Below are 14,129 nucleotides of genomic sequence, written 5' to 3' on the forward strand. Positions count from 1 at the left end.
CGGGGGCTCCACGGAAGTGGATGCCTCGACAATAAAGCTTCTCGTTTGTCGAGTGGAGTCCCCAGAGCAGGGGTGATTTCGTCCGCCTTGTAGGGGACATCGGGGTACAGCGGGGCGGATGGCGGTGCCGAGGACGCGACCCGCGCCTCCTGCGTCCTACCGGCGGGGGCGACGCCCGCCGTGGCCCTGGCCCACGGTCGGGATCGACGTCGTGACGACCGCCACCGACGAGGTGATGACCGCGAGCGACGAGGTCGACAGGGTCGCCTGCGCGTGACCGGTCAGCGGGAATCCGCGTCGGCCCGCCACGATCACGACGAGGCTGATCGCGACGATGGCCGCGGCGGCGAACGGCACCGTGGCGAGGCCCGACATCCCGTAGACCTGTCCGCCGATCGCGGCACCGGCGGCGATGCCGACGTTCGAGCCGGCGTTGATCAGCGCGCCCGCGATGTCGGGGCTGACCCCGCCGGTGCGGATCGCGGCCGCCATGAAGAGCGTCCCGGTCGTGCCGTTGGCGGCCATCCACAGCCCCGCGACGACGAATGTGCCGACGAGCGAACCGTGCACGAACGGCAGGGCGGCCAGGGCGCCGATCATCACCGCGACCGCGACGATCAGCGTCTGCCGGGGTGCCCGGTCGACGAACGCGCCGGCCGCGAGCAGGCCGACCACGCCCGTGCCGCCGAGCACGAGCAGGGCGCCGCCGACGAGGTCCTCGCCGAGGCCGGCCCCCGTCAGGTACGGGCCGATGAAGGTGTAGACGACGTAGTGGCCGGCGAACAGCATGAGGTCGGCCACGACCACGGCGAGCAGCCCCGAGCGTGCCCACGAGCGGACCGAGCCGACGTGCGGCGACGACTCGCCCTGGACGTGCGGCAGGAACAGCGCGGCCACGACGGCCAGCACCGCGGTGGCGACGGCGACCGCGCCCACGGCGGGACGCCAGCCGAGCTGGTCGCCGACCGTCGTCGCGAGCGGCACGCCGACGACGAAGCCCAGCGAGCTGCCCGAGTAGACGAAGGCGATGGCGCGGCCCGCCAGGCGCGGCGGCACGATGCGCGTCGCGTAGGCCGAGGCCACCGAGAAGAACAGGGCGTGTGCGATGCCACCGACCACGCGACCGGTCAGCAGCACGCCGAAGCTCGGGGCGAGCGCGACCATCAGGTTCGAGGCCGTGTAGCCGACCAGGGTCGTGACGAGCACGGCCTTGCGGGGGAAGCGTGCGGTGGCCCAGGTGAGGGGCAGGGCCAACGCGGCGACGGCCACGGCGTACACCGTGACGACGACGCCCATGCGCGCCTCGCTGACGCCGAGGTCGGTGCTCATGGTCGAGAGGAGGCCGACCGGGCTCAGTTCGGTGGTGATCGCGAAGAACGTCGCGAGGCCGAGCACGGCGATGCCGACGACGCCCGAGGGGGTCAGGCGGTGCGGCTGGGGCGTGGGGCGGGTGTCGCGCGGGTGCGTCGACGACGAGCGCGGGGGAGGTGCGGCGGCGGGCGTGCGCACGGCGGGCGTGCTCGAGGTCTGGGGCGGGCGCTGAAGGGTGTCGGTCACGGGAATGCCTCCGGGCCCGGGACGCGTGCGCACGACGATCATCTCGTCGGGGGCATCGTGGACGTCGGCGGCCGACTCGTGGTCGACCCCGGTCTGCACGATGCAGCACACTCGTCGCGGGCCATGCTGCTGGCGGGTGGATTGGGGGGATTGCCACTCCACGACGAGGGCGCTCCTCCAGTGTGACATGCCACCCCCGGGGGCTCGCAAGGCCCCCGAACGAGAAACCGAACGTCGTTCGCTCGCGGCGAGCGAACCGGGCGGCGATCCGGCGTCCGGCCGGATTCCCGGACCGGATCTCGAGACCGGTCGGGGACGAGGAGGCGCGGGTGGCGTGCCCGCGTCCCGTCACCGCGCGTACCCTGGTCGCCATGAGCACCGACACCGCCCCCGACCGCATCCTGATGTTCGGCGCCGAGTGGTGCCGTGACTGCCGCCGCTCGAAGGCGCTGCTCGACCGCGAGGGCGTGGCCTACGACTACGTCGACCTCGAGGCCGTCGCCGACGGTGCCGACCGTGCCTACGCCGTCAGCGGTCGCACGCAGATCCCCGTCGTGGTCTTCCCCGACGGCAGCCACCTGGTCGAGCCGACCGACGCCGAGCTCGCCGCCAAGCTCTAGCGCGGCACCGCGGCACCGCGGCACCGCGGCACGCGCCACGCGCCGACCCTCCACCCCGCCACGAAGTGAACAACCCGCCACGCGAACGTGTGGCGGGTCGTTCATTTCGTGGCGGGATGCCCGGCGACGCGCTCGTACGTCGTGAGCGCGTCGTACGACTTCGCCGGCCCGCGCACCGTCCACCGCTCCTCGAACGACGTCGGCGAGAGCACGAGGGTCTCGACCAGGTAGCTGTCCGGGGCGCACGGGTGGTGCGCCTCCCAGGCCCCCGACCGCAGGTCGAGGTCGACGAAGTGCCGGCCGTCGGCGAAGCGCACGTCGAGCGACCCGTCACCCCGGGCCGCGTAGCCGAGCCGCCGGGTGGCGGGTGTCCGCCGGTCGGCCACGACCAGCACGCCGGCCTCGTCGTACGTCGCCACGAGGTCGGAGCCCGCCCGCGCCTCCTCGATCGTGGCCGTCCCGTCGAACCGGGCGTGCTCGCCGGTGCGGTGGTCGTCGATCTCGCGCGTGACGGACCACCGGCCGAGCAGCAGCGCCAGCGTCTCAGCCGGCATGTCGATCGACGACCACGGAGAACCCCTCTCAGGCGGTCCCCCTCGACGACCGCGGGAGGACACCCGATCTTCGCGCACGGCCGTCGACGGACCAAGTCGAGGTGGCGTGGCGGCGTGGTGCCGCGCGCTCGTGACACACCACACCGCGTTTCGTGCACCGCACCCCGACCAGTCGTGGTGCGGTGGACGAAACGCGGTGCAGTGCGAGCCGGCGCCTAGTGGCGGGTGGGGTCGTCCGAGTCCTTGGCGACCGTGACCTTCTCGCCGTCGACCTCGTCGCGCTTGGCCTTCTGGGCGTCGCCGCGGGTCTTGGCGAGGCTGGCGATCGTGGCCACGGTGATGGTCGCGCCGATGAAGAGCAGCGAGAACCAGATCGGGATCTCGGGCACCCACAGCAGCGGTTCGCCGCCGTTGATGAACGGCACCTCGTTGACGTGCAGGGCGTGGAAGACGAGCTTGACGCCGATGAACGCGAGGATGATCGCGAGACCCTGCGACAGGTACACGAGACGCTCGAGCAGTCCGCCGATCAAGAAGTAGAGCTGGCGCAAACCCATCAGGGCGAAGGCGTTGGCCGTGAAGACGATGTACGCCTCGTTGGTCAGGCCGTAGATCGCGGGGATCGAGTCGAGGGCGAAGACCAGGTCGACGAAGCCGATCGCGATCACGCAGAGCAGCAGCGGCGTCACGAAGCGCTTGCCGCCCTTCTTGACGGTGAACTTGTCCTCGTGGAACTCGTCGTCGACGGGCAGGACGCGGCGGGCGATCTTGACGAAGGCGTTGTCGGCCGCGTTGCCGCCGTGGTCGCCCTTGATCTGCTGGTAGGCCAGCACGAAGAGCAGGGCGCCGAAGAGGTAGAAGACCCACGAGAAGTTCTCGATCAGCGCGGCGCCGGCGGCGATGAAGCCCGCACGCATGATGAGCGCGATGACGATGCCGATCATCAGCACCTTCTGCTGGTACATGCGCGGCACGGCGAACCCGGTCATGATCAGCAGGAAGACGAACAGGTTGTCGATCGACAACGCCTTCTCGGTGAGGTAGCCGGCGAAGTACTCGCCGCCGAAGCCCCAGCCGCTCACGAAGCCGATGCCGACGCCGAACAGCAGCGCGAGGCCGATGTAGAACGCCGACCAGCGGGCGGACTCGCCGATCGTCGGCTCGTGCGGCTTGCGCACGTGGGTGAAGAACTCGAACACGAAGAACGCGATGGTGACGGCGATCGTGATGAGCCAGGTGGTCAGTGAGACGTCCACGGGGATGCTCCGGGTGGGTCGGGCTGATGAGGCGGGTCGGGCTGAGCGGCGCGAACGGCCGGACAGCGGAGAAGGCTCGTGACGAGCGGAAAGGCTCCTGAGACGACGGTACGTGGGGGTCCGCTGGGGGCGTGCCCTCAAGCGACCGTGACAGTGCTGAGAAGCTGCAGTGCGTGCAAGGCCCGCACCCGCGTCACCGGGGCGGCCGATGCCCCGGCCGGCACCGAGGCAGGAGGCGCCCCGGCTACGACCGCGGCGGCAGGTGCACCCCGGCGAGCATGCAGCGCACGGACCCACCGGCGAGCTCGATCGTCGGCACCTCGAGCGGCAGTGGCCGTGCGTGCCGCGACACGGTGCGGCGTTGCGACGGGGTGAGGGACGCCCATCCTCGTGCCGAGATCGCCAGCACGGGCCCGTCGGCCCCCGCCAGTTCGAGCGCGTTGCCCGCGAACTCGCCGAGTTGGGTGCGGGTCAGGGCGACCACCTCGCGTCCGGAGGCCGACAGGCGCTCGACCACGCGCCTCCGTTCGCTCGGGGACGCGATCGACTCGAGGCCGACCAGGGCGAACCGCGACGCCACGCTCATCATGACGTTCGTGTGGTAGATCGGCACGCCCGTCGCGTCCGTCGCGGTGAAGGTCAGGGGCTCGTAGCCGAGGTCGGAGCAGACCAGGGCGACGGCAGCCCGTTCGGCCCGGTGCGAGAGCGTGACGTAGGCGACGCGCCCGACGTGGTCGAGGACGAGCGCCCCGGTGCCCTCGACGACGATCCCGCGCCGTTCGAGCGGGGACCGGTCGAGCACCTCGGTGACGCGGTACCGCTCGCGCAGCAGGTCGACGACGTCCGTGCGTCGCTCACCCCGACGGTTGGGCGAGTGCATCGGGTAGAGCACCACCCGGCCGTCGTCGTGGGTCGAGAACCAGTTGTTCGGGAACACCCCGTCGGGCCGGTCGGTCCGCTCGTCGTCGACGAGGTGCACCGTGACGCCCGCCGCGCGCAGTGCCTCGGTCGCCCGGGTCACCTCGTCGAACGCGCGCGCCGCGAGCTGGGCCCGGGTCGCGTCGACCTCGGCCGGGTCGGTCTGGAACGCGTTGTCGGCCGCGGTCTGCGGGTTCGGCGTGAAGTGGTGCGGCCGCACCATCACGACCGCGGCGGGCGACTGGAGGGCCGTCCGCGCCTCCTCGTCGGCGCTTCGGGTGCGCGAGGAGGCGCGGAGTGCGGGGGACGCCGGCGGCGTCACCACGGCGGTCGCCGGGGACGAGGAGGCGCGGGGCGGGGGAGCGACGGTCGTCACGACGGTCTCGGCGCGGCTTCTGCGGTGGGTGCGGTCCGGGGCGGTCGGGGACTCAGGCGCCGACGGGTCGGCGGGCGGCGACGAGGCCGAACAGGTCCTTCGGGTCGTCGGGGTCGGCGACGAGGTCGATCTCGACGGCGTAGTCGGTGCCGACGACGTCCTGTCGGAGGTACTTCAGGGCGCACACGTCCTCGATGGCGAAGCCGACCGAGTCGAAGATCGTGATCTGCTCGTCGCTCGTGCGCCCGGGGCGCTGCCCGGCGACGACCTGCCACAGCTCGGTGACGGCGAAGTCGGCCGGCTGGTGCTGGATCTCGCCCTCGACGCGGGTCTGCTCGGGGTACTCGACGAAGACGTCGGCCCTGCGCAGCGTCGCGGGGTCGAGCTCGGTCTTGCCCGGGCAGTCGCCGCCGATCGCGTTGACGTGGACGCCGGGGCGGACGGCCTCGTCGGGCAGGACGACCGCGTTCTGCTTGTCGGCCGTGCAGGTCGTGATCACGTCGGCGCCGTCGGCCGCCTCGCCGGGGCTCGCGCAGACCGTGATGTCGAAGCCGAGCGGCTCGAGGTTGCGGACGAACTTCGCGGTGGCGCCGGGGTCGACGTCGAACACGCGGACCGTGTCGAGCCCGAGGGTCGAGCGCATCGCGAGGGCCTGGAACTCGGCCTGCGAGCCGGCGCCGATCAGGGCGAGCACGCGCGAGTCGGCCCGGGCGAGGCGCTTGGCGGCCATCGCGCTCGTGGCGGCGGTCCGCAGCGCGGTGAGGATCGTCATCTCGGCGAGGAAGGTCGGGTAGCCCGTGTCGACGTCGGCGAGCACGCCGAACGCGGTGACGGTCTGGTAGCCGCGGCCCGGGTTCGACGGGTGGCCGTTGACGTACTTGAAGCCGTAGGTCTCGCTGTCGCTGGCCGGCATCAGCTCGATGACGCCGATGGGGCTGTGGGAGGCGACGCGGGGCGACTTGTCGAAGGCGGGCCACCGGGCGAAGTCGCGTTCGAGGGCGGTCACCATGCCGCTGGTGATCGGGCCGACCCCGCGGTCGGTGACCCATCGGATCATGTTCTGCACATCCACGAAGCGCACCACGGCGACCTCCTCCTGCTCGGCCCGGTTCGGTCGTCGCGTCCGGGTGGCACCACGTTAGGACTGGGCGATGTGCAGCCACAATCACCATCGAGCGCCATTCCGCACGCTCGATCACCCGTTGTGCGCGGTCGTGCTGTACGTTTCGATCCATGGCGGATCTCGACGAGCTCGACCGGCGCCTCCTGGCGGCCCTGCGGGTCGACGCGCGCGAGTCGGCCGCGAGCCTCGCGCGGCGGTTGGGCGTGACGCGGGCGACGATCACCTCACGGCTCGACCGGCTCGAGGCGTCGGGAACGGTGCTCGGCTACACCGTGCGGGTGCGCGAGGCCGACGATCCCGACCTCATCCGTGCGATCGGCTTCATCGAGATCGAGGGGCGGTCGACCGACCACGTCATCCGGCAGCTGCGCGGGTTCCCCGAGGTGGCGTCGCTCCACACGACGAACGGCGGCTGGGACCTCGTCGCCGAGCTGCGCACGTCGTCGCTCGGCGAGTTCGACCGCGTGCTCGCCCGCATCCGCAGCGTCGAGGGCGTCGTCAACAGCGAGACCAGCCTGCTGCTCAGCTCCGTCCTCCGCTGACCGGCACCCGCGCGGCGGCCGCCGTCCTCGGCCTGGTCGCACCAGGGGCACTCAGGCCGCGCCGCGCCTCCCGGCGACGATGCTCTTCAGGGCCTCGTCGAGGTGCGGGTGGACGAACTCGTACCCGCCGTCGACGAGGCGCTCGGGCAGCACCCACCGGCTCTTGAGCACGAGCTCGGTCTCGGTGCGGAGCACGGCCGTGCCGAGCTCGAGCATCCACCGCCAGGCCGGCAGGCCGAACGGCACGCCCAGCACGCGGCGGAGGGTGCGCATCACGGTGCGGTTGTCGCTCGGGTTCGGGGACGACAGGTTGAGCGGGCCCTCGACGGACGAGTCCTCACGGGCGAACCGGATCGCCCCGAGCACGTCGTCGACGTGGATCCAGCTGAACTTCTGCCGTCCACCGCCGCGACCCTCGTGGTGGTACGTGCCCGCCGCGAGCCGCGCCCGGGTGGCCGGCCACGGGCCGTCGAACTGCGGCCCGCCGAGGCCCGCCCGCACCAGGTTCATCAGGGGGACGAGCGCGCTGCCGTCGCCCAGCACGATGGCCATGCGCAGGGCGACGCGGCGGGTGGCGGGCAGCTCGCCCGAGAAGAACTCGGCCTCCCACGCGGTGGCCACGTCGACCGAGAACCCCGACCCGATCTCGCCGTCCGACTCGGTCATCGGGCGGTCCTCGGCGTGGCGGTAGATCGTCGCCGTCGACGAGTTCATCCAGACCCGAGGAGGCGCGGTGCACGCGAGCACCGCCTCCTTCAGTTCGCGCGTGGTCTCGACGCGCGAGCGCACGATCTCGGCGCGGTTCTCCGGGCCGTAGCGGCAGTTCACGCTCTTCCCCGCGAGGTTGACGAGCAGGTCGGCGCCCTCGAGCAGGGCGGTGATGCCGGCGGTGTCACCCCACGACGCGTCGGGCCCGTGGCGGCCGATCAGGCTGACGCGGGCACCCTCGGCGCGGAACGCGGCCGCGAGGTGCTGCCCGATGAAGCCGCTGGCTCCGGCGAGGACGATGTGGTCGGTCATGGGCTCAAACTAGGGGACCGGACGGTCACCGTCGGCGCGGTCCCTCGACGTCGAGAAGTCCTCACCTGTGGGACGCCGGTTAGCCTCGTCGGCATGAGCCATCCCCTCGTGACCGCCGCCGAGCTCGACGCCACCCTGACGGGCGGGGGAGTCGTGCGCCTGCTCGACGTCCGGTGGCGGCTCGACCGGCCGGACGGCCGCCCCGCCTTCCGCGAGGGGCACCTGCCCGGCGCCGTCTACGTCGACCTCGACTCCGAGCTCGCCCGTCACGGTGAACCCGTCGAGGGGCGTCATCCGCTGCCCGACCGGGCCGATCTGCAGACCGCCGCCCGGCGCTGGGGACTCCGCGACGGGGACGCCGTCGTCGTGTACGACGACCTCGGCGGGCAGTCCGCGGCCCGCGCGTGGTGGCTGTTGCGGGCCTCGGGCGTCGCCGACGTGCGTCTGCTCGACGGCGGGCTCGCGGCCTGGACCGACGCGGGCCTGCCCGTCGAACAGGGCGATGCCGACCCGGTGCCCGGCGACGTCACCCTCGGCGACGATCCGTGGCCCGTGATCGACGCCGACGCGGCGGCCTCGTGGCCCTCCACGGGCGTGCTGGTCGACAGCCGGGCCGCCGAGCGCTACCGCGGCGACGTCGAACCGGTCGACCCGCGGGCCGGTCACGTCCCGGGTGCCGTCAACCTGCCCACGGCGGGCAACCTCGACCCGTCGGGCCGCTTCGTCGACGCCGCCGCGCTGCGGACCCGGTTCGAGGAGGTGGGGGTCACTCCGGCGACGCCGGTGGCCGTCTACTGCGGGTCGGGCATCACGGCGGCCCACAACGCCCTGGCCGCGACGATCGCCGGGTTCGACCCCGTGCTCTTCGCCGGGTCGTGGAGCGCCTGGTCGAACGACCCCGCGCGACCCGTCGCCACCGGCGACCGCCCCGACTGAGTCGCGACCGGGGTCGCCGGGGCGCGGTCCGTCAGTCGGCGTGACCCGGTTCGGGCACGCTCGTCCGGTCGTCGACCACCGCGTCGACGGCGGTTCGACGCAGGTCGTCGATCGCGTTCATCGCCGCGCCCTTCTGGCGATGGCCCTCGGAGGAGGCGATGACGACGCCGCTGCCGGTGGTGAGGGCGAAGCGGTACTCGCCCGAGGCGTCCTGGGTGACGACGAAGGTGCCTGCCATGGGGGTCCCTTTGCACGAAGTGGTGCGCGCGCTCTGCGTGGCGACAGCATAGGGCCGCACCCCGGGCGGGAGGCGACCCGTGTCGCGGAGTCGGGTGGCGCCTCCCGCAGGTCGGCTCCTCAGCGACCACTTGACATGTGACATTCCAACTGTCACACTGTGTGAGTCGGTGCGGCCGCCCGCGAGTCTCGTCCCCCCTCCGAGACCGGGCGGCCGCACCGGTCCGTCTCGGTCGCGCACCGAGCACACGAGAGCGCCCGACCCCGGATGGCAGTCGCGGGGTCGGGCGCTCTCGTCGTCCCGGGCGGTGGCCGCGGGTCTCGGGTGCTAGGTCAGTCGGCCAGCAGGACCGCCATGGCGCCCTTCAGGGCCTCGCGGTCGCGGCGCAGCTTGGCGACCTCCGCCTCGAGCTCGGCGACGCGTTCGGCCGTGGCGGCCGACCCCGAGCCCGGGGGGCGACCTCGGCGCGGGGCCGCGGTGGTCGACGGGGCGGGCTCGTCGTCGTCCGAGGTGACGTCGAGTTCCTTCTCGACCGCGTCGTCGGGTGCCGGCGTGGGGGCGGTCGCCCGCTCGTGGGCTCGGATCCAACCGCGCAGGGACTGCTCGCCGACCTCGAACTCGGATGCCGTCTCGCGGATGATCGACCGGTTGCCCGGCTCGGCCTCGCGACGCTCGAGCACCCGGGCGAGCGACTTCTCTCGCGTCTCGTCGCTGTACTTCGGTTCGAAAGGCATGTGCGCTCCTGGTGTCGAGACACGGTGTCGTGTCGGCTCATTGAATAGTCCCCGTGATGACCGTACTGTACGGTGACGTACGAGCGCACGGTTATGACGACAACTCACGTAACCGATCATGTCGCGCATGTTGACGGATGGTGTAACACGACCGTCGATGGGCGTCAGGTGTCGCCGATGCGACCGCCGCCGCCGGGGTGGCGCCCCACGGCGACTCGCGGCGGAACCGCCCGTCCTCCGGGAGTTGTCGAGGCGGACCGCTTAAGGTGTCAGGGTGTGGCGAGCCGACAGACAGCATGACAACGACGACGACGAGAACGACTCCGTCGCCGTCCCGACCGGCGCGCCCACGGGCGTGATCACACCCCACGCCGTCAGCCTCGGGCACCCGGGGCAGTCCCTGGGCAACGTGGCCGAGCCCGTCTGGAACACCTGGCGCGAGTCCCTGCGCCGGGTGGGCGGCCCCTCCACGCTGCTCCACTTCGGCGACTCGCAGCGGTCCCGCATCGAGCTGAGCACGACCCACCCCGGCGGCCTCGCGCAGTTCATCACGGGCAAGACGACCCTGCTCTCCAGCCTGATCCGCGACGACCTCGCCCTGCGCACGGCCCGTGCCGCGGCCGGTCAGATCGCCGCCAAGGGGCTCGAGCTGAGCACGGTCCGCGGCATCGACGCCGTCCACCTGGCCATCGGCGTCGCCGCCTGGTCCTTCGCCGGAGAAGACTTCCGGGCGCCCGTGTTGCTGCGGCCGTTGGCGATCCGTCGCCACGGGCGTGACTTCGAGGTCAAGCTGCTCGGCGAGCCCTTCCTCAACCCGGCGTTGGTCGACGCGCTGCACGACCAGTTCGGCATCACGCTCGACGCCGAGTCCTTCGTCTCCCTCGCCAGCCGAGAGGGGTCGTTCACGCCCAACCCGGTCATCGACCGGCTCCGTGGGCTGACCGCCCACCTCGAGTGGTTCACGGTGCAGCCGCGCCTCGTCGTCTCGACCTTCACCGAGGTCTCGACCGAGATGGCCCTCGACGCCCGCGAGCTGGGGCACCCGGTGCTCGACGCGCTCGCCGGCAACCCGATGGCCATCCGTCAGGTCGAAGAGGCCTACCGCCCGACCACCGCCACGCCCCAGGACGAGCGCAGCCCCGAGACCGACACCCTGCTGCTCGACGCCGATCCCGAGCAAGAGAACGTCGTGGCCCAGATCGCCGCCGGCAACTCGGTCGTCGTCAAGACCCTGCCGGGCACCGGTGGCACGCAGACCATCGTCAACGCCGTCGGTCGTCTCGTGTCGCAGAACAAGCGCGTCCTCGTGGTCAGCGCCCGCCGGGCGACCCTGCGCGGCATCACCAGCCGTCTCGCCGAGGTCGGCCTGCCGGGCGTCGCCGTCAGCCCGACCACGCTGCGTCGTGACGTGATCCGGTCGATCTCCCGCAACGAGAAGGCCACCCACCCGCAGATGGGTGAGGTCGACGACGCCCTCGTGCGCCTCCGCAAGGTGCTCGTCGACTACCGCGGCGCCCTCAGCCGCCGGGACCCCGAGCTCGGCGTCTCGGTGCTCGACTGCCTCACCGAACTCTCGCGGCTGGCCCTGTTGCCCGCCGCCCCGGCGACCACCGCCCGCCTCAGCCGCCCCAGCATCGCCGCCATGGTCGACGGTCGCGGCCGCGTCGCCGAGACGATGGTCGGTGCCGCCAACCTGGGCGAGTTCAAGTACGGCCCGGGCGACTCGCCCTGGTACGGCGCGCGCTTCACCGAGAGCGTCGGGGCCGGTGACGCGCACCAGCTCGCCAAGAACCTCCACCACCGCGACCTGCCGCGTCTGCTCGAGCGCGCCGAAGAGGTGATCGGCAGCACGCGCATGCGCCCGTTCGAGAGCGTCGCCGAGCTCGGCGTCTACCTGCGCCTGCTCACCGAGATCCGCGACACCCTCGACAAGTTCATGCCCGTCGTGTTCGACCGCTCGGTCGCCGAGCTCGTCGCCGCGACGGCGCCGAAGCGCGAGGCACCCGACATGTCGAGCGCCAACCGCCGTCGGCTCAAGAAGCTCGCCCGCGAGTACGTGCGACCCGGCGTCCACATCGCCGACCTGCACGGTGCGCTGCAGCGCATCCAGCAGCAACGCGTCGTCTGGCAGCGCCACGTGTCGGCGGGCACCCCGCCCGAGGTGCCGACGGGCATCGCCGACGCGCACGTGCTGCACCAGCAGGTGTCGCAAGACCTCGAGCGGCTCGACGGCCCCCTCGGCCTGACGGGTGACGACGGGCTCACCGAGATCGGCATCGTCGAGTTGCAGCAACGACTCGAGGCCCTCGCCGCCGAGAGCGACGTCCTGCAGAACCTCCAAGAGCGCACCGAGCTCATGACGACCCTGCGCGACCTCGAACTGACCCCGCTGATCACCGACCTGGCCAACCGCCACGTGCCGGAGCACCAGGTCGCGGCCGAACTCGAGCTCGCCTGGTGGCGCTCGGCGCTGGAGTCGCTGCTCGAGGCCGACCGGGCCCTGCTCGGCGCCAACACCGCGATGCTCGACCGACTCGAGGCCGACTTCCGCCTCGTCGACGAGGCCCACGCCGCGGGCAGCGCCCAGTTGCTCGCGTGGCTCCTGGCCGAGAACTGGAAGATCGGGTTGGTGGACTGGCCCGACGAGGCGTCGGCGCTCAAGGGCCTGCTGCGTCAGGGCCACCTGACCGCTCGCCTGCTGCACGATGCGGCCCCGCACCTGTCGCGCGCCATCGCTCCCGTCTGGGTCGCGTCGCCGTACGAGGTCCACACCATCGCCGACACCGTGCCGTTCGACACGGTCGTGCTCGTCGACGCCGGGGCCACGACCCTGGCCGAGAACGTCGGGGCGATCCGTCGGGGCAAGCAGACGGTCGCGTTCGGCGACCCCGTGACCCAGACCCCGTCCGAGTTCGACATCGGCGTCGTGCCGGGCAAGCCGCCCGTCGACGCGGACGAAGAAGCCCTGGCCGCGTCGCACTCCGAGAGCGCCCTGGCGCGCCTCGCGACCCTGCTGCCCACGCTCTCCCTCACGCGCAGCTACCGTGCCGGCGGAGAAGACCTCGCCGAACTCGTCAACCGTCGTTTCTACGGCGGACGCATCGAGTCCCTTCCCTGGGCGGGCAGCTTCCTCGGCCACGGCAGCATCGCGCTCGACTACGTCTCGGGCGGCACCGCCGTCCCCGACCCCGAGTCCGGCGCCGTCGAGAGCGTCGACGCCGAGGTCGACCGCGTCGTGTCCCTCGTCCTCGAACACGCCCGCACGCGCCCGAGCGAGTCGCTCATGGTCTTGACGGCGTCGGCCAAGCACGCCATCCGCGTCCAGCAGGCCGTGCTGACCGCCGTCTCGGGGCACAAGGACTTGACCGAGTTCGTCGTGGGCGACCGCAGCGAGCCGTTCATGATCGCGACCCTCGAGCAGAGCGTCGCGCAGAGCCGCGACCACGTCGTGTTCTCGATCGGCTACGGCCGCACCCCGCACGGCCGCGTGCTCAGCGACTTCGGGCCGCTCGGCCAGCCGGGTGGCGAGCGCCTGCTGGCCGTGGCCATGACGCGTGCGCGTCGCTCGATGGTCATCGTCACCTGCTTCCAGCCGGGTGACATCGACTCGAGTCGCATGGGCCACGGAACGGTCGCGCTCAGCGAGATCCTCACCGAGGTGCAGGCCAGGACGTCGGCCGAGCACGTCCCCGACGACAGCGAGCCCATGCTCGTCGACCTGGCCCGCCGGCTCGAGGTCAAGGGCATCCCCGTCGCTCTCGGGCACCGGGGCAAGCTCGGTCTCGTCGCCGCCCACGACGGCGTCTGCGTCACGATCGAGACCGACACGACGCTCTCGCGCACCAGCCTGCGCGAGTCGCTGCGCTCGCGTCCCGAGGTGCTGCGGCGGCTCGGCTGGCACTACATCCGCGTGCACGCGTTCCAGCTCTTCACCGATCCCGACGCCGTCGCCGAACGCGTCGCCGAGGTGCTCGGCATCGGTGACTCGCACACGCACGAGGTGCCGGCCCTGTCGGCCAGCCAGCACGTCAACCGTCGATGACCGCAGGAGGCGCGGCGTCCGAGGGCGACGCCCCTCACGCCCTCGAGGCGGCCGAGCCGAGCCCCCTGGTGGTGCGTCGGCGGTCCGGGCGTCGCGTGAGCACCGACCCGGTGCCGGGCAGCGACCCCACGCCTGCGCCCGAACCCGCTCGGCAGGGGTCGAGCGAGAACGACCAGCGACTGCGTGCCGACGTCCCGCCGCACTGGGGCTGAG

General features: G+C 72.2%; 13 protein-coding genes. 5 read left to right on the forward strand and 8 right to left on the reverse strand.

Annotated elements, in window-relative coordinates; genetic code table 11:
* Positions 1-156 precede the first annotated feature (156 nt).
* Positions 157-1,656 carry an MFS transporter gene (locus QRN23_RS03840; RefSeq protein ID WP_285062617.1) on the reverse strand — a complete coding sequence of 500 codons (1,500 nt, stop codon included), beginning with the start codon at positions 1,654-1,656 and terminating at the stop codon, positions 157-159.
* Positions 1,657-1,928: 272 nt separating this feature from the next.
* Between QRN23_RS03840 and QRN23_RS03845 the strand changes: the two genes are divergently transcribed.
* A complete protein-coding gene (locus QRN23_RS03845) occupies positions 1,929-2,177 on the forward strand; it encodes a glutaredoxin family protein (RefSeq protein WP_043594734.1) in 249 nt (82 codons plus the stop codon).
* A 101-nt stretch (positions 2,178-2,278) separates the two neighbouring features.
* Here the strand turns inward: QRN23_RS03845 and QRN23_RS03850 are convergent, their stop codons facing one another.
* From QRN23_RS03850 to ocd, 4 genes are all read right to left on the reverse strand, one after another.
* Positions 2,279-2,731, reverse strand: a complete 453-nt coding sequence (locus tag QRN23_RS03850; RefSeq protein ID WP_285062620.1) for a DUF6314 family protein — start codon at positions 2,729-2,731, stop codon at positions 2,279-2,281.
* Between the two features lie 215 nt (positions 2,732-2,946).
* Positions 2,947-3,987 carry a TerC family protein gene (locus tag QRN23_RS03855; RefSeq protein ID WP_056049019.1) on the reverse strand — a complete coding sequence of 347 codons (1,041 nt, stop codon included), beginning with the start codon at positions 3,985-3,987 and terminating at the stop codon, positions 2,947-2,949.
* 244 nt (positions 3,988-4,231) lie between these two features.
* Positions 4,232-5,281 (reverse strand): citrulline utilization hydrolase CtlX, encoded by a 1,050-nt coding sequence (gene ctlX, locus QRN23_RS03860; RefSeq protein ID WP_285062624.1) that lies wholly within the window; start codon positions 5,279-5,281, stop codon positions 4,232-4,234.
* Between the two features lie 52 nt (positions 5,282-5,333).
* Complete coding sequence (gene ocd / locus QRN23_RS03865) at positions 5,334-6,365, reverse strand: ornithine cyclodeaminase (RefSeq protein ID WP_173153009.1); 1,032 nt, start codon at positions 6,363-6,365, stop codon at positions 5,334-5,336.
* Positions 6,366-6,514: 149 nt separating this feature from the next.
* On the opposite strand from ocd, the gene QRN23_RS03870 reads away from it, so the two are divergent.
* On the forward strand, positions 6,515-6,946 hold the full coding sequence (locus QRN23_RS03870; RefSeq protein ID WP_056049014.1) for an Lrp/AsnC family transcriptional regulator: 432 nt from the start codon (positions 6,515-6,517) through the stop codon (positions 6,944-6,946).
* Positions 6,947-6,997: 51 nt separating this feature from the next.
* On the opposite strand, the gene QRN23_RS03875 is transcribed toward QRN23_RS03870, so the two are convergent.
* Positions 6,998-7,966 (reverse strand): epimerase, encoded by a 969-nt coding sequence (locus QRN23_RS03875; protein ID WP_200412878.1) that lies wholly within the window; start codon positions 7,964-7,966, stop codon positions 6,998-7,000.
* A 93-nt stretch (positions 7,967-8,059) separates the two neighbouring features.
* On the opposite strand from QRN23_RS03875, the gene QRN23_RS03880 reads away from it, so the two are divergent.
* Positions 8,060-8,902, forward strand: coding sequence for a sulfurtransferase (locus tag QRN23_RS03880; protein WP_285062628.1), 843 nt, complete (start codon positions 8,060-8,062; stop codon positions 8,900-8,902).
* A 31-nt stretch (positions 8,903-8,933) separates the two neighbouring features.
* Here the strand turns inward: QRN23_RS03880 and QRN23_RS03885 are convergent, their stop codons facing one another.
* Positions 8,934-9,140, reverse strand: a complete 207-nt coding sequence (locus tag QRN23_RS03885) for a YegP family protein (protein WP_285062629.1) — start codon at positions 9,138-9,140, stop codon at positions 8,934-8,936.
* Between the two features lie 332 nt (positions 9,141-9,472).
* Positions 9,473-9,874, reverse strand: a complete 402-nt coding sequence (locus QRN23_RS03890; RefSeq protein WP_285062631.1) for a hypothetical protein — start codon at positions 9,872-9,874, stop codon at positions 9,473-9,475.
* Positions 9,875-10,148: 274 nt separating this feature from the next.
* Here QRN23_RS03890 and QRN23_RS03895 point away from each other — a divergent pair, with 274 nt between their 5' ends.
* Entirely contained in the window at positions 10,149-13,916 is a 3,768-nt protein-coding gene (locus QRN23_RS03895; RefSeq protein WP_502874804.1) for an AAA family ATPase, read from the forward strand.
* A complete protein-coding gene (locus QRN23_RS03900; protein ID WP_056048999.1) occupies positions 13,913-14,128 on the forward strand; it encodes a hypothetical protein in 216 nt (71 codons plus the stop codon). Before QRN23_RS03895 ends, QRN23_RS03900 begins: the two co-directional genes overlap by 4 nt.
* The last annotated feature ends 1 nt before the right edge of the window (position 14,129 follow it).

The organism is Frigoribacterium sp. ME-P-080 (genome assembly GCF_030209595.1).
GTDB lineage: Bacteria > Actinomycetota > Actinomycetes > Actinomycetales > Microbacteriaceae > Frigoribacterium.